This is a genomic window from Citrobacter sp. Cu231 (genome assembly GCF_030332265.1).
Taxonomy (GTDB): Bacteria; Pseudomonadota; Gammaproteobacteria; order Enterobacterales; family Enterobacteriaceae; genus Citrobacter; species Citrobacter meridianamericanus.
In genome coordinates this window covers 351,554-373,162 of record NZ_JAOWIE010000029.1, presented here as the reverse complement: position 1 = coordinate 373,162, position 21,609 = coordinate 351,554, and the positions used below count along the sequence as shown (strand labels likewise).

Genomic DNA, 21,609 nt, shown 5'->3' with positions numbered 1-21,609 from the left:
CTGGGGTGATATCCGTTCAGGCGGTGGGTTTAGGACACCGCTTCTCCTTCCAGTTAGCCACCGCTGCGATGCGACGTCGGGTCAGTTCTTCACGAATTGCCTGACCTTTGAATCCCGCTTCCACGACATCTTTCGTGGGTACCGCCTGCGCAACCTGCCAGGCCTCGCGCAACAACCTGCCTTGCGGGTAATCCGCCGCTTCAAAACCGGTTCGCCCACGCACGTCGGCCTCGCTGGTCAGGGCGATTTGCTCCACGCGCTGCGGTTTACGCCAGGCATCGATGGAATCAAACAGCTTAACGATGGTTTTCGGCTGCAGGATCGGGAAGGTATGAATCAGGTCGTGGAACTCGGCCACCAGTTTGGCTAAATCACGGATGTCATTCGGCACGCGCAGGCGCTGACACAGTTGCTCGACCAGCTTAACGCCCGCCGGACCGTGGCCGTGATGGCGCGGCCATAGCGCTTTAGGCGTTAAAGCTTTGCCAAGATCGTGGCACAGCGTGGCGAAACGCACGTCGACCTCCGGGCTTAACATGGCTGCCATCGACAGCGTCATCAGCGTGTGAATGCCGGTATCAATTTCCGGGTGCCATTGCGCGGGCGCAGGGACGCCGAACAGGGCATCCACTTCAGGAAACAGAACGCGCAGTGCGCCACAGTCGCGCAGGACCTGAAAAAAAACGTGTGGATTACGGGTGGTTAAGGCGCCTTCCGTTTCTTTCCACACGCGCTCTGGCGTCAGGTGTTCCAGCTCGCCAGCGGCGTTCATCTCGCGCATCAGCGTCATGGTTTCGTCGGCAATACGAAAGCCGAGGTGTGCATAACGGGCAGCAAAGCGCGCCACGCGCAACACGCGTAGCGGATCTTCGCTAAAAGCAGGGGAAACATGGCGCAGCAGGCGGTTTTCCAGATCGTCGAGTCCATTATACGGGTCGATAATCTCCCCGTCGTCATCGCGGGCCATTGCGTTGATGGTCAGGTCGCGACGCTGAAGATCGGCCTCCAGCGTCACATCTGGCGCGGCGTAGCAGGTGAATCCGGTATATCCTGAGCCTGATTTACGTTCAGTACGTGCCAGCGCATACTCTTCCCGGGTTTGCGGGTGCAGAAACACGGGAAAATCGCGACCTACCTGCTGGTAACCCGCGTTGAGCATTCCTTGCGGCGTGGCGCCGACTACGACCCAATCTTTATCTTTAATCGGTAGCCCTAATAACGCATCCCGAACTGCACCACCGACCAGATAAATCTTCACGCCACTTTCCTTTTGAAAAAAACATTCCTTAATCATATGTCAGTGTGGCGGAGAAGGCGATTCAGTTCATCCAGCGATCTTTGCGTTTACGGCTTGGGATCATGTGTGGCAGAACCAGACCGAGCAGCAGACCAAGACCCAGCACGCCGCCGCCATACATAAACCATTGCATGATGATAGTACGCTGCTTGTCATCAAGCTGAAGGTTGGCTGCGCTCACCTTCTTTTGCGCCACGATAAGTTCGTTCTTCAGCTTCTGGTTTTCTTGTTTCAGCCCGTCAATCACGCTGTCGCTTTGTGCTACCTTTTGCTGCATGTCGGCGGTACGCTGATTCCATGTGGTATCGATATTATTGAGCTTATCGGTCAAGGTCTTAACCTGGTTTTCCAGGTCGGGAACGCGGGTACGCAGGCTCGGCGTACTGTTCAGCTCTTTCAGTGGGATCCAGGCGGTACGTCCGGTGCTGTCTTTCACCTGGGCGTAGTTGGTGTTGGCATCGGTCTGTAATAGCGTGACTTCCTCGCCGGCGTTAACCGTACCCACGAGGCGATAATTATCTCCCGGACCGCTGCGGACCCAGGTGTTCAGTTCGTCAGAGACATAGCGCTTTTCTTCGGCATGAGAGACTGCAGTGGCGCTAAGTGCGAGTAAAGTTAATCCAATCAGGCGTAATTTTGGCATCAGGCTGTCGTTATTGTCATAGAAAGTGGAACGATAGTAGTGGCATCAGTGTCTCTACGCAAAGCATTCGACATCAATCGGAATCATCTGTGTCCTTTTTGCCACCACCCGAAACTTTTACGCCCGTCAAATTGCTCGTTGCATGGCAATTTGGCGCAAAATACTATCTACTGACCATAAAGAACGAACTTAGTTCGCAGTCAGTTTTCTCAACTGTGACATAACCCATAAGTACAAGACCATGGCCCAGGAAATCGAATTAAAATTTATCGTCAATAGTGACGCTGTAGATGCGCTGCGTGAATGTCTGAATACGCTGGGGGGAGAGCATCATGCGCCCAGCCAGTTGCTGAATATTTACTACGAAACGCCGGATGCGTGGTTGCGTAATCACGATATGGGGCTGCGTATTCGCGGTGAAAACGGTCATTACGAAATGACCATGAAAATTGCCGGACGCGTGACGGGCGGCCTGCATCAGCGACCGGAATTTAACGTTGCGCTGAGCGTGCCTGAGCTGGATCTCGCCTTGTTCCCAACGGAAGTCTGGCCAGATGGCGAACTGCCTGCTGAACTTGCCTCTCAGGTGCAACCACTGTTCAGCACCGATTTTTATCGTGAGAAATGGTGCCTGGATGTTGACGGCAGCCGTATTGAAATCGCCCTCGATCTCGGGGAAGTAAAAGCGGGCGAATGTGCTGAACCTCTCTGTGAGCTTGAACTTGAGCTGCTAAGCGGCGATACCCGGGCGGTACTGAAGCTGGCAAACCAGCTGGTTTCGCAAGCCGGTCTACGCCAGGGCAGCCTGAGCAAAGCGGCGCGCGGCTATCATCTGGCTCAGGGGAATGCGCCGCGTGAACTCAAACCGACGCGCATTTTGCAGGTTCCGGCGAAGGCGAGTATTGAGCAGGGGATGGAAGCGGCGCTGGAGCTGGCATTATCACAGTGGCAGTACCATGAAGAGCTGTGGGTACGCGGCGTCAAAGGGGCGAAAGCCGAGGTTTTGGCTGCAATGGGGCTGGTACGCCACATTCTGATGCTGTTTGGTGGCTGCGTGCCACGAAAAGCGAGCGCTCACTTACGTGATTTGTTGACCCAGTCGGAAGCGATCATCGCGTCTGATGTGTCTGCCGTTTCGGCGGTTTACAGCACCCAAACGGCGATGGCCAAACTGGCGTTAACCGAATGGCTGGTGACCAAAGGGTGGCAGCCGTTCCTTGATGCGAAGGCGCAGGGTAAAATTGCCGACTCCTTTAAGCGTTTCTCGGATACGCATCTCTCACGCCATGCCGCTGAACTGAAAACCACTTTCGCTCAGCCGTTGGGCGATAAGTACGTCGATCAGCTGCCGCGCCTGACGCGCAATATTGATAGCATGCTGATGCTGGCGGGATACTACGACGAAAATGTCGCATCGGAATGGATCGCCAACTGGCAGGGCTTACGTCACGCCATTGCGGCCAACCAATATATTGAAATTGAACACTTCCGCAACGAGGCGATCGCGCTGGAACCGTTCTGGCTGCACAGCGGAAAACGATAATTAGGGTTGAGGCCTCAATACGCAAAGGATGTCCCATACATGAAGCAGCTCTCTTCACCGTTACAGCAGTACTGGCCGACCGTTGTTGAGCGGCTGCCAGCAGCAATCTCTGAGTCCTCGCTTAGCGTGCAGGCGAAGTCAGTGCTTACATTCAGTGATTTTGTCCGCGACAGCATGATTGCCCATCCCGAATGGCTGTCTGAGCTGGAAAGTACGCCACCTCAGGCGGATGAATGGCAACATTATGCCGAGTGGTTACAGCAAGCATTGGTCGATGTCAGCGACGAAAACACGCTGATGCGTGAGCTGCGCTTGTTTCGCCGTCGTATCATGGTGCGTATCGCCTGGGCGCAGACACTGTCGCTGGTGACCGAAGAGAGTATTTTGCAGCAGCTAAGTCATCTGGCTGAAACGTTGATCGTCGCCGCGCGTGACTGGTTATACGCCGCCTGCTGTCGCGAGTGGGGAACGCCCTGTAATCCTGAAGGTGTTGCGCAGCCGCTGCTGATTTTAGGTATGGGAAAACTCGGCGGCGGCGAGCTGAATTTTTCCTCTGATATTGACCTGATTTTTGCCTGGCCGGAGCACGGCAGTACGCAGGGCGGGCGTCGCGAGCTGGAGAACGCGCAGTTCTTTACTCGCATGGGGCAGCGGCTCATCAAGGTGTTGGATCAGCCCACAATGGATGGTTTTGTCTATCGGGTGGACATGCGTTTACGCCCGTTTGGCGACAGCGGCCCGCTGGTGCTGAGTTTCTCTGCGCTTGAAGATTATTACCAGGAACAAGGGCGCGACTGGGAACGTTATGCGATGGTCAAAGCCCGCATTATGGGCGATTCCGACGGTACCTACGTCAGTGAACTTCGCGCGATGCTGCGGCCATTTGTCTTCCGCCGCTATATTGATTTCAGCGTGATCCAGTCTCTGCGAAACATGAAAGGGATGATTGCCCGTGAAGTGCGCCGCCGAGGCCTGAAAGACAACATTAAGCTGGGGGCGGGCGGTATTCGTGAAATCGAATTTATCGTGCAGGTATTCCAGCTTATTCGCGGTGGGCGCGAGCCGTCTCTGCAATCCCGATCGCTGTTACCGACGCTCAGCGCCATCAATGAATTGCATCTGCTGTCTGATACCGACGCGGAACAACTGCGCGCAGCCTATCTCTATTTGCGCCGCCTGGAAAATCTGCTGCAAAGTATCAATGATGAGCAGACCCAGACGCTGCCGGGCGATGAACTGAATCGCGCGCGACTGGCGTGGGGGATGAACGTTGATGACTGGCAGCAGTTAACCGATGTGCTGGTCAATCATATGGACAATGTGCGCCGGGTATTCAACGAGCTGATTGGCGATGACGAAGCTGAAACCCAGGAAGAATCGCTCTCTGAGCAGTGGCGCGAACTGTGGCAGGACGCATTACAGGAAGATGATACCACGCCGGTGCTGACGCATCTGGCAGATGACGATCGCCGGCGCGTGCTGTCTCTGATTGCTGATTTCCGCAAAGAGCTGGATAAACGCACTATTGGCCCACGTGGACGCCAGGTGCTGGATCATTTAATGCCGCATCTGTTGAGCGATGTCTGTACGCGTGACGACGCCTCAATACCGCTGTCGCGCATCACTCCGCTGCTGGTCGGCATTGTGACCCGCACCACCTATCTGGAGCTGCTGAGCGAATTCCCGGGAGCGCTTAAGCACCTGATTTCACTCTGTGCCGCCTCGCCGATGATTGCCAGCCAGCTGGCGCGGTATCCGCTGTTGCTCGATGAACTGCTGGATCCGAACACCCTGTATCAACCCACCGCGACGGATGCTTACCGTGATGAGCTGCGCCAGTATTTGCTGCGCGTACCGGAAGATGACGAAGAACAGCAACTGGAAGCGCTGCGACAGTTTAAGCAAACGCAGCTTTTGCGAATTGCCGCGGCTGATATTGCCGGTACGCTGCCAGTGATGAAGGTGAGCGACCACTTAACCTGGCTGGCGGAAGCCATGATCGATGCGGTAGTCCAGCAGGCGTGGACGCAAATGGTCGCCCGCTACGGGCAACCTACCCATCTTGACGAGCGTGAGGGGCGCGGTTTTGCCGTCGTTGGCTATGGCAAACTGGGCGGCTGGGAACTGGGCTACAGTTCGGATCTTGATTTGATCTTCCTGCATGATTGTCCGATGGACGTAATGACGGACGGTGAGCGTGAGATTGACGGGCGACAGTTCTATCTGCGTTTGTCGCAGCGCATTATGCACCTTTTCAGCACCCGCACCTCGTCTGGTATTTTGTACGAAGTGGATGCGCGGCTGCGTCCATCCGGCGCGGCGGGAATGCTGGTGACATCAATCGACGCTTTCGCCGATTACCAACGCAACGAAGCGTGGACGTGGGAGCATCAGGCGCTGGTGCGTGCTCGCGTGGTATACGGCGACCCGCAGTTGACCTCTCAGTTTGATGCGATTCGTCGCGATATCATGACCCTCGTCCGTGATGGAAAAACCTTGCAGACCGACGTGCGTGAAATGCGTGAGAAAATGCGCGCCCATTTGGGCAATAAGCATCGCGATCGCTTTGATATTAAAGCTGACGAAGGTGGCATTACCGACATTGAGTTTATTACGCAATATTTAGTGCTGCGCTATGCGCATGAAAAACCGAAGCTGACGCGCTGGTCGGATAACGTGCGCATTCTGGAATTACTGGCACAAAACGACATTATGGATGAGCAGGAAGCGCTGGCACTTACCCGCGCTTATACAACGCTGCGCGACGAACTGCACCATCTTGCGTTGCAGGAACTTCCAGGCCATGTAGCGCCGGAACACTTCAACGCTGAACGTACGCTGGTGCATGACAGCTGGCAGAAGTGGCTGGTTGCCGAGTGAAGTGTGCTATTATCGCGCGCAAATTTTAAGACCCTCAGAGAATCTCTCAGGAGACAGGAATGAAAGTAACGCTGCCAGAGTTTGAACGTGCAGGAGTCATGGTTGTCGGTGATGTGATGCTGGATCGCTACTGGTACGGTCCTACCAACCGTATTTCACCTGAAGCGCCGGTTCCGGTGGTGAAGGTCGATACCATCGAAGAACGTCCCGGTGGCGCAGCAAACGTGGCGATGAACATTGCCTCTCTGGGTGCAAATTCCCGTCTGGTGGGTTTGACCGGTATTGACGACGCGGCGCAGGCGCTGAGCAAAACACTGGCGGATGTGAACGTAAAATGCGATTTCGTTTCCGTGCCGACGCATCCGACAATCACCAAACTGCGCGTGCTCTCCCGCAACCAGCAGTTGATTCGCCTGGATTTCGAAGAGGGTTTTGAAGGCGTGGATCCGCAACCGCTGCACGAGCGTATTAATCAGGCGCTGGGCTCTATTGGCGCTCTGGTGCTCTCCGATTACGCCAAAGGCGCGCTGGCAAGCGTGCAGCAGATGATTGCGCTGGCGCGTAAGGCTGGCGTGCCGGTACTTATCGATCCGAAAGGGACCGATTTTGAACGCTACCGCGGCGCAACGCTGCTGACGCCCAACCTGTCTGAGTTTGAAGCGGTAGTCGGTAAATGCAAAAGCGAAGATGAACTGGTTGAGCGCGGCATGAAATTGATTGCTGATTTCGACCTTTCCGCACTGCTGGTTACCCGTTCAGAACAGGGTATGACGTTGCTGCAACCGGGCAAATCGCCACTGCATATGCCGACGCAGGCGCAGGAAGTGTATGACGTGACCGGTGCGGGCGATACGGTAATCGGTGTGCTGGCGGCGACGCTGGCGGCGGGTAATTCACTGGAAGAGGCGTGCTATTTTGCTAACGCTGCAGCCGGTGTTGTGGTCGGTAAACTGGGAACCTCCACCGTTTCTCCGATTGAACTCGAAAACGCTGTGCGTGGCCGGGCTGATACTGGTTTTGGCGTGATGAACGAATCTGAGCTGAAACAGGCCGTTGCCAGCGCGCGCAAGCGTGGTGAGAAAGTGGTGATGACCAACGGCGTGTTCGACATCCTGCATGCGGGCCACGTTTCTTATCTGGCGAATGCGCGCAAGCTGGGCGATCGCCTGATCGTGGCGGTAAACAGCGATGCATCGACCAAACGTCTGAAAGGCGAAACGCGTCCAGTCAACCCGCTGGAACAGCGCATGATCGTGTTGGGCGCGCTGGAATCCGTCGACTGGGTGGTCTCGTTTGAAGAAGATACACCGCAGCGTCTGATCGCCGGCATCCTGCCGGATCTGCTGGTTAAAGGCGGCGACTATAAGCCGGAAGATATTGCGGGTAGCAAAGAGGTATGGGCAAACGGCGGTGAAGTGCTGGTGCTGAACTTCGAAGATGGCTGCTCAACGACCAATATCATCAAGAAGATCCAGAAAGACAGCGATAAGTGAGCTCTGACCTGATAGCCGGATAGCGACACTATCCGGCATTATTACGGTTTATTCCTGAGTCACAGCGTTGCTTTCCACAGATTTCAGCGGCTCGGCCAGTGCCGACAGTGAACCGCCGGATAAGCCAATTTCATTTAACAGCGAATCAATCAGCGGCGCTTGTGTACGATAGGCAAGAGCTGCTGATAATGCCTGCTCAGCCAAATTTCCACTGCTTACGTTACCTGCGCTTACTTCACCGACGGCGCCGCCACGATTCAGGCCATCAACCTGAATAATCTTGATTCCGTCGATAGACTTCATTGGCTCAACGGATTTCTCAATAACCGCTGGCAGAGACTGCAGCAGAGCCAGCTTAAATTTCAGGCTGGTCTGTTCGTCGGAAAGCACGTTGATGGCATCGTTGAGCGCACGCTGGGCTTCGGCTTCCGCCAGACCTTTTTTCCGCGTCGCTTCGGCCAGTTCAACAATTGCTGCCGCCTGCAATTCTGCGGCTTCTTTTTCGGCTTTTGCCCGGACGGTCAGTTCAACCGCCTGGGTTTCTGCATCCTGCGCAGCGGCGATCAGCGCAACCTGTTTGGCTCGATCCGCTTCTGCGGTCTGGCGGGTGGTTTCTACGTTCTGCTGGGCGCGAACCGCTTCGGCCAGGGCATCGTTAGCACGCGCTTCGGCCTGAGACTGCTGTTCGGACTTGGCGGCAATGGCGATGGACTTGGTTTGGTTGGCGATCTCCGTTGCCTGCTGCTGTTCGATCTCTTTGATGCGAACTTCACGCTCGGCCTCGACTTTTCTTGATCGCACCGCCTGTTCGCGCTCGATTTCCGTTTCCTGAATCTGGCGTTCGGCAAGAATGCGTGTCTGCTCAGCTTCACGATGACGTTCAGCTTCGAATGCGGCAATTTTGGCGTTTTGCTCGGCCGTGCGGGTCTTCACCTGCTGCTCCTGCTCAAGCGTCATGAAGGCTTCCTGCTGCTCGATCTCCAGCTTGCGCGCCAGCGCATCACGGTTTTTCTCGCGCACCGCAACTTCAACGTCCTGCTCGACTTCGTTACGTTCGCGGCGACGGCGTTCTGTTTCCTGGGTCAGCTTGGTCAGACCCTCGGCATCAAAGGCGTTATTCGGGTTGAAATGGACTTTTTCGGTCTGGTTAAAGTTGGTGAGTGAAACGCTCTCGAGTTCCAGGCCGTTTTTGGACAGGTCTTCCGCGACGGTATTTTGTACGCCCTGAACGAAGTTTTCACGCGTATCCTGCAGTTCATGCATGGTCATCTGCGACGCAGTGGCACGCAGGGCATCGACAAACTTATCTTCTATTAGCACACGTAAATCCTCTGGTGACAGCGTTCGCTGTCCCAGCGTCTGTGCGGCGGTAGCAATCCCTTCAACAGACGGTTTTACACGCACGAAAAAGGCGACGACAACATCCACGCGCATACGGTCTTTGGTGATGAGGCTGTCGACAGTCGAACGGCTCACCTCAAGTTTGAGGGTGTTCATGTTGATAGGAATAATTTCGTGGAAGATGGGCATGACAATTGCGCCGCCGCTCATCACCACTTTTTGCCCGCCAAGTCCGGTACGTACAAACGCCTGTTCAGCAGACGCGCGGCGATACAGGCGGGCAAAGATAATCCCGATAATTAATAAGACGACCACCGCCACAATGGCGGTAAACATCCATGAAGGTAACATGCCAAAAACATCATCCATTGTGTTATTCCCTTAAAGTAAAAATTACAAAACATTTGGCCAGGGGTTTAGCTCGGCCAGGTAACGCGTTGCGGAGAGTCGGCAGATAATCAGCACCTTGTCTCCTTTTTTGAATTCTTGGCCTGCTTCAGGCTCCAGCAGCACATAGTGAGTCTGCCCGAACTTATCGGTAAATTTGCCTTCGCAGGGGGTTCCTGCACTTGCGGAATGTCCGGTAATAATCGCCATGCAGCCGATAAACTCATCTTCTGCGAGGGCGGTGGTTTCATCCCGCGGCAGCCAGGGAGCAATGATTTTTCCGCTGTAATGCACGGCAAAGACGGCAAGAATAAAACTCACCGGAGCAAGCAGTAGGTTGCTGAGCGGTACTTGCCATAGCGTGATCGAACCATGTTGAAGAAGGATGCCGAAGAGTCCGAAGAACCCTGCGAGTAAACACAGCACGATAAGTGCGGGAATACGTCCGATATTCAAATAGTGCAGCGCCTGGCCGATATTGCCGGAAGTCAGGGCATCGTAATGTTCAAGATGCGCATCAAGCGCACCCGAAAGGAAATGCCCGAAAATAAGAGAGATGACTTCCAGTAAGCCAATCAGCAGGACAAATGAAATAGCAAACAGGTAGGGGGCGTTATAATCCGTGAATAAAACCAACTTTCTTCCTCCTGCGACCGCGTTCCCTGATAGTGTCAAAAGTAATGGTTTTACCTCTTACTTTTACATGACGTTACAATAACATGCGTTCTCCTTGTCTTGAATCCGAAAAGAGGCACATCCCCCCTCTTAGATTTCGTAGGAAACTGTGAAGCTGGTGGTTTTTTTGCGCACAATATGTGCAGAATAACTTCGCATCCAGGGAAATACTGAAATCAGAAAAAGCATATGGCCTTAGCAGATATTCAATAACTGGAGGGTATGCTCATGAACAGTAGTATGTATTCAATGAACAATTTCGATTTCCTGGCCCGCAGTTTTGCCAGGATGCAGGCTGAGGGCCATCCCGTTGATATCCAGGCGATAACTGGGAATATGGATGAAGAACACCGTAGCTGGTTTTGCAAACGCTATGCGCTGTACTGCCAGCAGGCGACGGAGGCCAGGAAGCTGGAACTGGAACACTAACAGAAAACGGGCCTTGCGGCCCGTTGTCGTTTTTACTCTTGCGGATCGACTGACGGGATCGCGGGGGCAGGCTTAGTTTCTGCCGTTGTTTCACGCGATTCCAGCTCGGTCAGACGTTGCTCAAGCAGCGCCAGCTTTTCACGGGTACGCAGCAAAACCTGAGTCTGTACATCAAACTCTTCACGGCTTACCAGATCCAGACGGGTCAGCTGTGACTGAAGCGTTTGACGAATTTTCTTCTCAACGTCTTCGCCAAACTCGCGGATCCCTTTCGGCATCGACTCATGAACCTGACGAGCAATCTGCTCAATTTTTTTCGGGTCAATCATTGTGGTTTCCCTGAACTGGTACGTGTTGCTGCATATTGTAGTGCGAACTGGCACAAGCATAAACCAGAATTGTGTGAAGCTAAGCCGAGCAAAGGCGTTGATGAAGGTAATCAATAGCGTTATAGTTAACGCGCTTATTCTCAGGGCGGGGCGAAATTCCCCACCGGCGGTAAATCAACTGATGTTGAAAGCCCGCGAGCGCTTTGAGTGCAAACTCAAAGGTCAGCAGATCCGGTGTAATTCCGGGGCCGACGGTTAAAGTCCGGATGGGAGAGAGTAACGATCCAGTCGGGCATGGACCCGCTCACGTTATTTTTTGCCGCTTAGACGGTACTCCTAAGACTGCCCTGATTCTGGTAACCATAATTTTAGTGAGGTTTTTTTACCATGAATCAGACGCTACTTTCCTCTTTTGGTACGCCTTTCGAACGTGTTGAACATGCGCTGTCTGCGCTGCGTGAAGGACGCGGTGTGATGGTGCTTGACGACGAAGATCGTGAAAACGAAGGCGATATGATTTTCCCGGCAGAGACCATGACCGTTGAACAGATGGCGCTGACCATCCGTCACGGAAGCGGTATTGTTTGCCTGTGCATCACCGAAGACCGCCGTAAACAGCTCGATCTGCCAATGATGGTTGAAAATAACACCAGTGCTTATGGTACCGGCTTTACCGTGACCATTGAAGCCGCTGAAGGCGTGACCACCGGCGTTTCCGCTGCAGACCGTGTTACAACGGTTCGCGCGGCAGTTAAAGAGGGTGCAAAACCGTCCGACCTGAACTGTCCGGGGCACGTGTTCCCGCTGCGTGCTCAGGCTGGTGGCGTGTTAACCCGCGGTGGTCATACTGAAGCGACCATCGACCTGATGACGCTGGCAGGGTTTAAACCGGCAGGTGTGCTGTGCGAATTGACTAATGATGATGGCACCATGGCGCGTGCGCCACAGTGCATTGAGTTTGCCGGCAAGCACAATATGGCTGTAGTCACTATCGAAGATTTAGTGGCTTATCGTCAAGCGCACGAGCGTAAAGCCAGCTAATTGTAAGACGAACTGGTGAAATAGCAAAAAGCCGATGCAACGCCATCGGCTTTTTTACGCTTAGTTGTAGTTAATTTTAAATAAAACTACTGTTTCAAATGGCCCAGTCTTCACGGTGTCGCCGGTGACCTGACTTAATTCAGCCTGATAGCTTTTCTCTCTGGTCAGTAATTCTGTGTCAAACTCGGCATATTCAGAGTATGCGTTAAAGGTGGATAAGGTATTATCTTCCATATTGCGTATTTTTAACTGCAAACCATTACCGATTCTTAACGATTTATCATCCTCAGCCAATTCTTCTGTCGTATAAAATGAGGACGAAACTTTAAACGTGTCGGTACACCCGCTTTCTGCACCCTGATTCTTGGTTGTCTTAATGGAAAAGCTTTTGGTCAAGGTTTTGGCGTTAATTTCCATATTATTAAAGGTGCCAAAATCGATGGTTTGGTTTTCCGGAAAAATGTTGAATTTTACGCTGCAGTCCAGTACGCGGATTTGATCTAATCCCGTAACATGATATTTGAGATTGGCAGCATCCGGGCTAACGTTAATACCGCCAACGCCATCAAACTGCACCAGAATATAATCGCCGATACTGCTGGTGTAGTCGTGGGGAGGCATGGATATGATTTTTACGTACAGACGCATACGGGCCACAAACGTTCTCGAGTAGTGCGTATCGTCCGCGTTTCCTGAGCAAAGGTAGTGCTCCCAACCACTGGCTCTGATTTGCGCTGGGGTATAGATCTTAAGCTTCTGATTATCAATGCACTGGTGCGTATCAATGCTGACCGCACCTTGCGTGGCGTCATAATCAATGCCTTCATAGGTGACGCCCAGTTGATAATAGGTATCGTTGACTGAGGTGTAGGGGTTGACCCATGCGTAGACGTTTTCGCTGCTATAAGCATTTTCGGAGGTTGCGTTATCGCAGTAGACGGGGATTTTTATATCGTTGCTTTCCCAGATTTTGTCCCCGGGTTTAGCGTTGTTAGGGACTGCAAACGGCTCGATAGCGGTATAACCTTCAACAGGACCACCGGAGGCTCCCAGATAGCAGTGAACCGCCAGCGCGGAACGAAAAGGGATAGCGATGAATATTAACAACAGAAATAACCGTAGCGTGCGGATCATTTTCTGGCCTCCGGCACGATAAGATCGCACTGACCATAGCATTTCACGTTCAGCATGCGCAGTCCGCCATAATCATCCATATATCCCAGTGCGAATGTATTTCCGTTATAACCGCCGGCATTTAATGTGGCAGAGGAAAAAGGGGGAATCATCTTACTGCTAAAGCCCGACAATTGGCTTTTGCTGTCTTTGCCAAAAAAAGCCAACGTAATGTAGTAGGCGGTAGGATTATTGACCAACAGCGTATTTCCCTGCTGACTTATTTTAAGCTGATGTTCGACTTCGACTCCCGGTTTTTTCTTTAATGCGGCGGGTCGCCAGAACAATTTCATGCGGGATTGCAATGCCATTTGTACTACGGCATTGCTACCTTTATTTTCTGGCTCAGGTGGAATTTCCCGGACATTAAAATAAAACAACGATTCCCGATCCTGAGGCAGTGAACGCGCTTTATCCTGCTTAACGATCCTCACTTGTGAAATTGCGCCGGGATTTAACCGCTGGATTGGTGGTAGAGCAACTAAAAAGGTGTCATCTTTATTTCCTTTTTCATCTTCAATCCATGAGTAAGCCAGATAAGGCAACTGCTTGCTCTGATTTTCGAGCTTCAGGCTGCTGGCTTTTTCGTTGCCGTTAAATATTATCCGCGTTCTGTCGGGCTGAATTGCCGCCTGGCAGGTGAGTGATAAGGCGAGTAGTACTATTGTTAATCCTTTGAATAATGTCATTTTTCATCCTTAATTAATGACAAGGTAAAATCAGACCTTGCATGGAGATATCCAGCGAGTCCGGTAATGCGATGGTGCAGGTCTGTTTGTCACCCCACTGCACGGTAAATTGCTGCCTACTGTCGACACCACCAAGCCACGCATGGCCATCTTCGCTGACCATTCCCACTTCGGTATTGCTTTCAATCTGCCGCACGATCGCGCCGAGCGGCGGGAAGTCGCCATTTTCCATTCTGATGCCGACGGTAATATTTTTGCCAGCGCGGGATATCAGCCCTTTGTAGCCAATGGCACCTTCGGTCCAGGTTTGGCGAGTGATCGTTTCATCAACGGTCACGCCGTCAGGCAGATCGTTCATATTGACCGCGATGGTTGAGGGCTGGTAGCTGGAAACCATTGGCACCACCGCATAGCCCAAACTGTTGGTGCGGTTGCTATCTCCCTGTACAGGAATGTCGGCCACGCCATCGGCCCCGACCATGACCCTGGGCTCATTGCCAAAGCTACGACGATGCAACGCGATGCCGCTGCCTGTTGCGGTCATTGAACCGCTCCAGCTTGCGCTGGCGGAAGTATAGTCGCTGGCCGCGTAGCTTCCGGAGAACTGTAGTTCGCCAGCGGGGGTGACATGCTGGTAGTTGCCTCTGAACTGCGCGCCGTTATGTGGCCTGTCGGTTGCGGTTCCTGCGGATACGCCCCAGGTATTATGCGGATCGGATGAATCATTCCATGAGAGCGTGTTAGTCGTATTGCTACTGTTACGCATGTCATAATTCAACCGTCGACCAAAGTCGAAGGGAGCGGAGAGCGAAACGTAAACTTGCTTATCGTTATCACTCTCCTCGTAGTGCGTTGTGCTGAAGGATGTTGACAGTGATAAACCTTTCCAGTCGCCAATATCGAAATTAAACCCGGCGGTAACCGATGCGGTAGTGGAGCTGTCGCCATCCCACCATTGCTGACGCAGTGCGCTGACGTAGAGATTCATCCGCAGAGGATCAATTGGCTGATTGAAGGCGATGCTTACGGTCTGCTTTTCGTCCTGAGTATCAGCTTCATTGTACTGATGGGCGACAAAGTTGGCATAACTATGAAATTCACGTTCGGAAAAACGGTAGGCGGCGAGTGAGATCTGGCTGTTCGTTGCATCAAAACGTTTACTGTAGTTCAGACGATAGCTGAGACCACTTTCTTCATGACCGTCCTCGAAAGTACTGCGGGAGTGCGTAACGTCAAATGAGAGCGCGCCCAGCCAAAGCATGTTTTGTCCAATACCCACTGCCGCTGAGCGATAATCGTTGCCCGCAGCGAGGATCCCGCCATAGAGAGATGTGTTCGACAGCATTCCCCATGAAGCTTCGCTACTCACGAAGGAGTCATCAATCACGTGATGCGAGATGTCCGGGCGTGCACGACCCGCGGCGATTTTGTAGCGAACTTGCCCTTCGCGGGTCAGGAAAGGTGTGGAGGCTGCAGAAACCTGAAATGTATTGGTTCGGCCGTCTTCTTCGGTGATTTTCACGTCCAGCGTTCCCTGTACCGATTGATTGAGATCGGTAATAACAAAGGGACCAGGGGCAACTTTGGTTTGATAAATTACGCGACCGGAATGGCTAACGGTGACTGTGGCATTGGTTTGCGCGATGCCGCTGATTTGTGGGGCATAACCACGTAATTCCCACGGCAGCATACGGTCGTCGCTGGCCAGAGATGCGCCATTATAGGAAAAGCCATCAAAGATATTGGAGCTTAAATCTGTCTCGCCCAGCGTGAGTTTCGCTCCTATTGTAGGGAGGGGGCGAAAAAGATAGGTACGCGAAATACTTCGCGTCGTTTGGATATTTTCGTCGCTGCGATTTTGGCTGACCTGATAATCGCTGCGTAAGCGCCAGGCACCCATGTTCAGGCCCGCGGTGCCATAGGAGTTTAGATTTTCTGTGCTTCCACCTGTGTCGGGGCGATAGGTGCTGGCGAATAGGTTGTAGTCGAACAGCAGACCGTTCACACCATGATCCCAGCTTGAGGGGGGCATCCAGCTTTCTGACTTCCATGCCAATAAAACCTGGGGGACACTGATATCCAGGCGTTGATTTGCCATATCTAAGTTGAAGGCAATATCGTTGTATTCGGCAAAATCTATGCAATCGTGGTGTACTGGCAGTGAATTTAAAATCTTTTCTTTCAACCCCAGTTGCCTGGCGAGGTCAGAAGGAATACAGACGGCAACGCTCTCACCATGTTTTTTCCAGGTCAACTGGCGGCCTGATGATATTTGGTTTTTATTCACAGCGACGGTAACAAAGTAGCTCCCTGGCGCTATTGCGGAATCATCTTTTAATAGCGAGAGATCAACACTGTTACGCATGGATTTATCCAGCACGTTCAGGTTGAATTCGACGGCCATAGCTGAAAATGACAACAGCAACCCACATCCGCAGGCCGCAATCTTGCAGGTATTCATGGCAATCCTTACCTATACCCAAGCGTTACAAGTGTTAAATGGTGGCCATCCGGCCACCATTGCGTGACTACTTATAAGTCAGTCTGTAGGTTGCCGTTGCGGCGACAGCACCTACGGTGACATCCGTTGAGCCAATTTTTTGCATATAGGCCATAAAGGGAAGGATTTGGGTTGCGGAGGTGGAGATTAAATCAATGCTTTTGGCTGTTCCCAGAGTAATATTTGTACTTGATTTGTCCAACAGACGTACGCCAACATTCTGCGCGCCGCTGGCGAAGGTATTGCTCAACAGGCTGGTGTCTTCCGTTGTAACGCTGTCGCTGTTGAAGGTGACTTCGACTTTACTCACGGGTACGTCGCTGCCATTGTTCGAGTTTGGCAGATTGCAATTGATCAAATGCAGGCTTGAATCTACCGCATCAGAATGCCCGTTAGTATTAATGTAGGAGGCAGGCACTTCACCCAATTCGACCTGCTTATCAATATCGTCAGGTTGAATAGCGCATGGCGCGTTGATAACGGTACCGGTGAAGGTGATTTTGCCGCTACCGCCGTCAACATCGGCGAAGGCATAGCTGGAGGTTAATGTGGCAATAGTAAGAGCCAATAACGCCTTATTTACTGATTTCATATACATTCCTTTAGTGGTGAAAATATCCTTGATATACAAGTCAAAGCACGCCGCCTTTTTTAAAATTATATCATCAGGTATTCCCTGGATGTTCGTGCTTGCACTGAATTCAGAATTTGCCCCGCCACTAATTAAATTTAAATATATATAAATTTAATATTATATTTGCTTTAGTGCTAAAAATCGGAATGTGTGAGGTTTTATTATGTTTTCTTGTACCAGAAGCAGAAAGATATTTCTTTAAAACTGTGAGCTGAATGCACTATTTTTCTTAAAATCAGAATATATCAATATGGAAAAATTATCATTGATGTTAAGAGAAGATAAATTTGGAATGTTTTTAATTCGAAAGGGGTAATACCAATTGAATTGTATAGCTAATGTGAGAAAAGCAGAAGTCTGGATGCAGACCTCTGCTTTAGTATTAGCATTCTAATTATTTGATTCTGGTCATTTTTAAAGCCCAGACACAGCTCATTATCACCAACAGCAGCAAACATAGGCCAAAGGCCAGTAAGCAAGCCTGTGCCATGTTCATAAAATGCCACGGTGGAAGCAGATACCAGCCTTCAGACTGTTGGTATAGATCGATAAATCACGTTTGCGTACCATAGTGTCACGGTCTTTCTGATATTCGATAACCGAGGTGATGGGACTATAGAAATCGTAACTGCGCTCTTTGCCGTATTCCCAGATTTGCTGAACGGTACCTTTTTTCTCGTCAACTTTATATTCGACGAAACGAGAGTATTTCATCGTCGGCAATGCCGGTTGTTCGAGCCCACGACCATCGCCGTTGTCAAAGATGGTTAATGTTCCTTTGCTCGAGAGCCATGCGGTGTGCTGTGTATAAGTAAAATCGAAATCGGTGTTTTCACACTTGCCGTTTTCGTCACATTTTAGCGCATTGCCTTTACTATCAATCGGTTTTAACAGCTTGCTTGCCAGCGCCTTATTCCAGCCTTTCGACGGAGCGAGGATCCATTTCACCTGTTTATCACGACCGATTTTGACGACGCCCTGATGGCGGGAAGAGATAATAATGGAGTCATCTTTGGCATCATAGGCAATGGAGTTAACGTGCGCCAGTTACGACCCGCACCCACTCCGAGGGCGTCACCGTAAGGAGTATCTGGCTCCAGTTTCGCCTGTTGACCGGCATGAGCGAGGTCAACGTTGACGCTACCGCGCTTGCGTCCAGTGCGCCCAGAAGCGCATCACGCATCGGATCGAGTATTTTTGTCAGATCCCATACGTCAACCACACGACCTGACTTGTCTACTTCAATTATCTGATCGCGGATAGTTTGCACATGGATGCCATCTTCTTTGCGATAATCGCGTTTGCCCGCGCGAAGCAACATGGTGTCGTTGATTGTTTCGAGCGATTCATGCGACGCGTCGAGGAAGCCGCGCGGTAGCTTATGATCGGCCAGAATCTGCCCCATCATATCGAATTCGTACCAATGCTGACCCTGAACGGCTGTGAAGGTGCCGCGCGGCGTTTCCCGGATACCCATCAAGTAACCGCGCTTATTGATATCCATGTCATGGCCATTGTAAAAGGTATCTTGATCCAGCCACCAACGATATTCACCTTCCGTATCGACGATAAAGGTGAAGGGGGCAATGTCAAAGGGTAATGCCCGCCCGCAGGACCCGCATCCAGAATGCCGGCATTTTTATCTTTTTCGCCATGCCAGTGGAATTCCGCCCCTTGTGCCTTGAAGATATGGGTATTCACCAGATAGAGACGATCTTCAAAACCAGGCGCTACCTTAATAACTTTCGTTTGCTGTAAATCGGAAACAGAACGATTATCCATGTAGTGATTAACGATGGCGGACGTTTGCACTACATAATCATCCTTCATGGCTTTGCCATTTTCTTTATATTCAACGGTGACCTTATTAGCAAACTTTTGATAAAGACCAAAAATAGGCACGCCGTCATAGGTTGCTAATGATTCTTTGCCAACAGTATAAGTAACAGGAACTCCTTTCTCGCCTTTGCCATGAACGGTGACTTTAACATCTGAAATAACGTGACTGTCTAATTCAACCAGTGCGGTAAGTGGGGCGTTTCCATAAAGATCAACGACTATTGCGCCCAGATTCCCTGCGGGTTGGCGGATTGAAAACCCGCGGCAAAGGAATTTCCAACTGTTAATCCAAACGTCAGTGCCAGAGTGCCTGCGAGAAGTGTTTTTCGATATTGCCTAAACATGGATATATCTCCTTATATTACCTATAAAAATAACCTCAATGAATATATTATGTTTTTAAGGTATGGCTAAAAATGAAAAAGGTACTACTGATGTCACTTTTATTGTGGGTATATAAATATTGATGAAGTGTATTATTTTACAAGATCTAATTTTTATTGTTTTCTGGATAGTATGAGTGAGGTATTTTAAGGACAATGTTTATTATTGCTTAGTGTGATCTCGTCGACAGAGTTTTATTTTTTATAACTGTTTTCGCTATTGGCATAGCTGCTGGTTTATATGATCGAAATCATATATTTGTTTCTGAAATATGCCACTATAGGGGTATGTCAGAATAAGCTTATGTAAAATTTTAACGTTAAATGTTTAATGATGTTAAATGTTAAGGGTAAAAGAATGTTTATTGCCTGGTATTGGATCGTATTAATTGCACTCGTTGCATTGGGTTATTATTGCCATATGAAGCGTTATTGTCGGGCATTCCGACAGGACAGAGACGCATTGCTTGAGGCACGAAACAAACTCTTCCGTCGTTCTGGAGAAGATAACAGCGTGATTAAGGAACAGGAATAGTCCTTCACGTTCTGCTATGGATGAGCGGATGCTGTAAAATAGCAGGGTGGCATCCGCCCTCTGGATTATCCGATTCCCATGGACTGGAGGATGACGAGACTTAACCCCATCACCGACATTCCGCACAGGACCCCATAGCTGGGATTATTATTTGGGTCGATCTCTTTTGCCAGTGGCATCAATTCATCGACTGACAGCGCCACCATGATTCCGGCGACCGCCGCCATTATTGCCGCCATTACCACCGGTGAAATCAGACTACCAAGAATTAACCACGCCAGCACGCCGCCCAGTATTTCCGCCATTCCCGAGATCCCGGCCCAGAATATCGCGGTACGTTTTGAACCCGTGGCGGCATAAACGGGCCCGGCAACGGCTAAACCTTCAGGTATATTATGTAATGCGACAGCAAGCGCAATGCCAAACCCCAGTTCGAGGTTGCTGCTGGCGGTAACAAAAGTCGCAATCCCTTCCGGGAAATTGTGCAGGCTAATGCCGAGCGTAAGTAAAATAGCGGTACGTTTAATGGAGCTGGGTAGAGGTTGCTTTGTTTTCTGTACCAGATCCTGAGGGTGGGCGTGTGGCAATAGACGATCCAGGCCAAAATAGCCCAGCAAGCCAAAGATAAACATCCCGTAGCCCAAAACTGGCGACATGCCTTCAGCAGCCAGAGCGGCGGGTAGCATCTCCATCAGGGAGATCAGTAACATTATCCCGGCGGCGAAGCCTAAAGAAAAGGCGAGAACGCGGTTGGAGGGCTTTTGCCCTAACACACCGAGAAATGCGCCAATAAACGTAGCGGCACCTGCCAGTAAAGTCAGAAGTAAAGGTACTGACATCGACAAATCAAACTCCTTATCAATCTACCTTTCGGGCCAGATCGTCAAAATAACTGATGATCTTCATCATGGTTATCTGAGTTCTTCATCAACCGAATAAGCGTATTGTGATGGTATCAAAATGACTCCCTCAGTAAGGATATCATCATGTCTTCAACTCGTATGCCAGCATTGTTTTTGGGCCACGGCAGCCCGATGAATGTTCTGGAAGATAACGTTTATACCCGTGCCTGGCAGCAACTGGGGGAAACGTTGCCACGTCCGAAAGCCATCGTGGTAGTCTCAGCGCACTGGTTTACGCGCGGCACTGGTGTAACCGCGATGGAAGCACCTAAAACGATCCACGATTTCGGTGGTTTTCCGCAGGCGCTGTATGACACACATTACCCGGCACCGGGCTCGCCAGAACTTGCGCAGCACCTGGTTGATTTACTTGCTCCTGTGCCCGTCGCGTTAGACAAAGAGGCGTGGGGTTTTGACCACGGTTCATGGGGCGTGCTGATCAAGATGTACCCGAATGCCGACATCCCGATGGTGCAGTTAAGCATTGATAGTACAAAACCGGCGGCCTGGCATTTCGAAATGGGTCGTAAGCTGGCAGCGCTGCGCGATGAAGGTATTATGCTGGTGGCCAGCGGTAACGTGGTGCATAACCTACGCACAGCACGCTGGCACGGCGAGAATACACCGTATCCGTGGGCGACCTCATTCAACGATTATGTTAAGGCAAACCTGACATGGCAGGGACCGGTTGAACAGCACCCGCTGGTGAACTATCTCGATCATGAAGGTGGATCGCTGTCGAATCCAACGGCGGACCACTATCTGCCGCTGCTGTATGTACTCGGCGCGTGGGATGGCAAAGAGCCAGTGACTATTCCTGTTGATGGGATTGAGATGGGTAGCCTGAGTATGTTGTCAGTGCAGGTGGGATAAAAACGTAGGCCCGGTAAGCATTA

At 51.2% G+C, this 21,609-nt stretch carries 16 protein-coding genes, 2 pseudogenes and 1 riboswitch; of the genes and pseudogenes, 6 read left to right on the top strand and 12 right to left on the bottom strand.

What is annotated here, in order from left to right; all coding sequences use genetic code 11:
* Positions 1 to 16 precede the first annotated feature (16 nt).
* Positions 17 to 1,258, bottom strand: coding sequence for a multifunctional CCA addition/repair protein (locus tag OGY15_RS04815; RefSeq protein WP_252838744.1), 1,242 nt, complete (start codon positions 1,256 to 1,258; stop codon positions 17 to 19).
* Positions 1,259 to 1,319: 61 nt separating this feature from the next.
* Positions 1,320 to 1,940 (bottom strand): TIGR04211 family SH3 domain-containing protein, encoded by a 621-nt coding sequence (locus OGY15_RS04810; RefSeq protein WP_048232822.1) that lies wholly within the window; start codon positions 1,938 to 1,940, stop codon positions 1,320 to 1,322.
* A gap of 241 nt (positions 1,941 to 2,181) precedes the next feature.
* Between OGY15_RS04810 and OGY15_RS04805 the strand changes: the two genes are divergently transcribed.
* From OGY15_RS04805 to hldE, 3 genes are read left to right on the top strand one after another with little or no spacing between them, the layout of a single operon-like run.
* Positions 2,182 to 3,483 carry a CYTH domain-containing protein gene (locus OGY15_RS04805; protein ID WP_151224366.1) on the top strand — a complete coding sequence of 434 codons (1,302 nt, stop codon included), beginning with the start codon at positions 2,182 to 2,184 and terminating at the stop codon, positions 3,481 to 3,483.
* A gap of 39 nt (positions 3,484 to 3,522) precedes the next feature.
* A complete protein-coding gene (gene glnE / locus OGY15_RS04800) occupies positions 3,523 to 6,363 on the top strand; it encodes a bifunctional [glutamate--ammonia ligase]-adenylyl-L-tyrosine phosphorylase/[glutamate--ammonia-ligase] adenylyltransferase (protein WP_286538554.1) in 2,841 nt (946 codons plus the stop codon).
* 59 nt (positions 6,364 to 6,422) lie between these two features.
* Positions 6,423 to 7,856: a bifunctional D-glycero-beta-D-manno-heptose-7-phosphate kinase/D-glycero-beta-D-manno-heptose 1-phosphate adenylyltransferase HldE gene (gene hldE / locus OGY15_RS04795; protein WP_286538552.1), complete on the top strand. Its 1,434-nt coding sequence runs from the start codon at positions 6,423 to 6,425 to the stop codon at positions 7,854 to 7,856.
* A gap of 48 nt (positions 7,857 to 7,904) precedes the next feature.
* Here hldE and OGY15_RS04790 read toward each other — a convergent pair whose 3' ends face one another.
* Positions 7,905 to 9,566 carry a flotillin family protein gene (locus OGY15_RS04790; protein ID WP_151217745.1) on the bottom strand — a complete coding sequence of 554 codons (1,662 nt, stop codon included), beginning with the start codon at positions 9,564 to 9,566 and terminating at the stop codon, positions 7,905 to 7,907.
* A 24-nt stretch (positions 9,567 to 9,590) separates the two neighbouring features.
* The gene (locus tag OGY15_RS04785) at positions 9,591 to 10,220 is read right to left on the bottom strand and encodes an OB-fold-containig protein (protein ID WP_151224363.1); all 630 of its coding nucleotides are present in this window, start codon (positions 10,218 to 10,220) and stop codon (positions 9,591 to 9,593) included.
* 261 nt (positions 10,221 to 10,481) lie between these two features.
* Between OGY15_RS04785 and glgS the strand changes: the two genes are divergently transcribed.
* A complete protein-coding gene (gene glgS, locus OGY15_RS04780; protein WP_086523459.1) occupies positions 10,482 to 10,688 on the top strand; it encodes a cell surface composition regulator GlgS in 207 nt (68 codons plus the stop codon).
* A gap of 32 nt (positions 10,689 to 10,720) precedes the next feature.
* Here glgS and ubiK read toward each other — a convergent pair whose 3' ends face one another.
* Complete coding sequence (gene ubiK, locus OGY15_RS04775; RefSeq protein WP_151217743.1) at positions 10,721 to 11,017, bottom strand: ubiquinone biosynthesis accessory factor UbiK; 297 nt, start codon at positions 11,015 to 11,017, stop codon at positions 10,721 to 10,723.
* A gap of 132 nt (positions 11,018 to 11,149) precedes the next feature.
* Positions 11,150 to 11,299: riboswitch (FMN riboswitch) on the top strand.
* 105 nt (positions 11,300 to 11,404) lie between these two features.
* On the opposite strand from ubiK, the gene ribB reads away from it, so the two are divergent.
* On the top strand, positions 11,405 to 12,058 hold the full coding sequence (ribB, locus tag OGY15_RS04770; RefSeq protein WP_286538548.1) for a 3,4-dihydroxy-2-butanone-4-phosphate synthase: 654 nt from the start codon (positions 11,405 to 11,407) through the stop codon (positions 12,056 to 12,058).
* A 60-nt stretch (positions 12,059 to 12,118) separates the two neighbouring features.
* On the opposite strand, the gene OGY15_RS04765 is transcribed toward ribB, so the two are convergent.
* From OGY15_RS04765 to zupT, 7 genes and pseudogenes are all read right to left on the bottom strand, one after another.
* A complete protein-coding gene (locus tag OGY15_RS04765) occupies positions 12,119 to 13,192 on the bottom strand; it encodes a fimbrial protein (RefSeq protein WP_187259018.1) in 1,074 nt (357 codons plus the stop codon).
* On the bottom strand, positions 13,189 to 13,920 hold the full coding sequence (locus tag OGY15_RS04760) for a fimbrial biogenesis chaperone (protein WP_278238324.1): 732 nt from the start codon (positions 13,918 to 13,920) through the stop codon (positions 13,189 to 13,191). The genes OGY15_RS04765 and OGY15_RS04760 overlap by 4 nt, the downstream gene beginning before the upstream one ends.
* 13 nt (positions 13,921 to 13,933) lie before the next feature.
* The gene (locus OGY15_RS04755) at positions 13,934 to 16,381 is read right to left on the bottom strand and encodes a fimbria/pilus outer membrane usher protein (protein WP_286538543.1); all 2,448 of its coding nucleotides are present in this window, start codon (positions 16,379 to 16,381) and stop codon (positions 13,934 to 13,936) included.
* Positions 16,382 to 16,448: 67 nt separating this feature from the next.
* Positions 16,449 to 17,012: a fimbrial protein gene (locus tag OGY15_RS04750; protein WP_151217740.1), complete on the bottom strand. Its 564-nt coding sequence runs from the start codon at positions 17,010 to 17,012 to the stop codon at positions 16,449 to 16,451.
* A 436-nt stretch (positions 17,013 to 17,448) separates the two neighbouring features.
* Positions 17,449 to 17,607 (bottom strand): annotated as a pseudogene (locus OGY15_RS04745) (protein-disulfide oxidoreductase DsbI); the annotation flags it as partial.
* A 14-nt stretch (positions 17,608 to 17,621) separates the two neighbouring features.
* Positions 17,622 to 19,237: pseudogene (gene assT / locus OGY15_RS04740) on the bottom strand (arylsulfate sulfotransferase AssT); the annotation flags it as partial.
* 639 nt (positions 19,238 to 19,876) lie between these two features.
* Positions 19,877 to 20,650 (bottom strand): zinc transporter ZupT, encoded by a 774-nt coding sequence (gene zupT, locus OGY15_RS04730; protein ID WP_151217739.1) that lies wholly within the window; start codon positions 20,648 to 20,650, stop codon positions 19,877 to 19,879.
* Positions 20,651 to 20,797: 147 nt separating this feature from the next.
* Here zupT and ygiD point away from each other — a divergent pair, with 147 nt between their 5' ends.
* The gene (ygiD, locus tag OGY15_RS04725) at positions 20,798 to 21,586 is read left to right on the top strand and encodes a 4,5-DOPA-extradiol-dioxygenase (RefSeq protein ID WP_151217738.1); all 789 of its coding nucleotides are present in this window, start codon (positions 20,798 to 20,800) and stop codon (positions 21,584 to 21,586) included.
* Positions 21,587 to 21,609 lie beyond the last annotated feature (23 nt).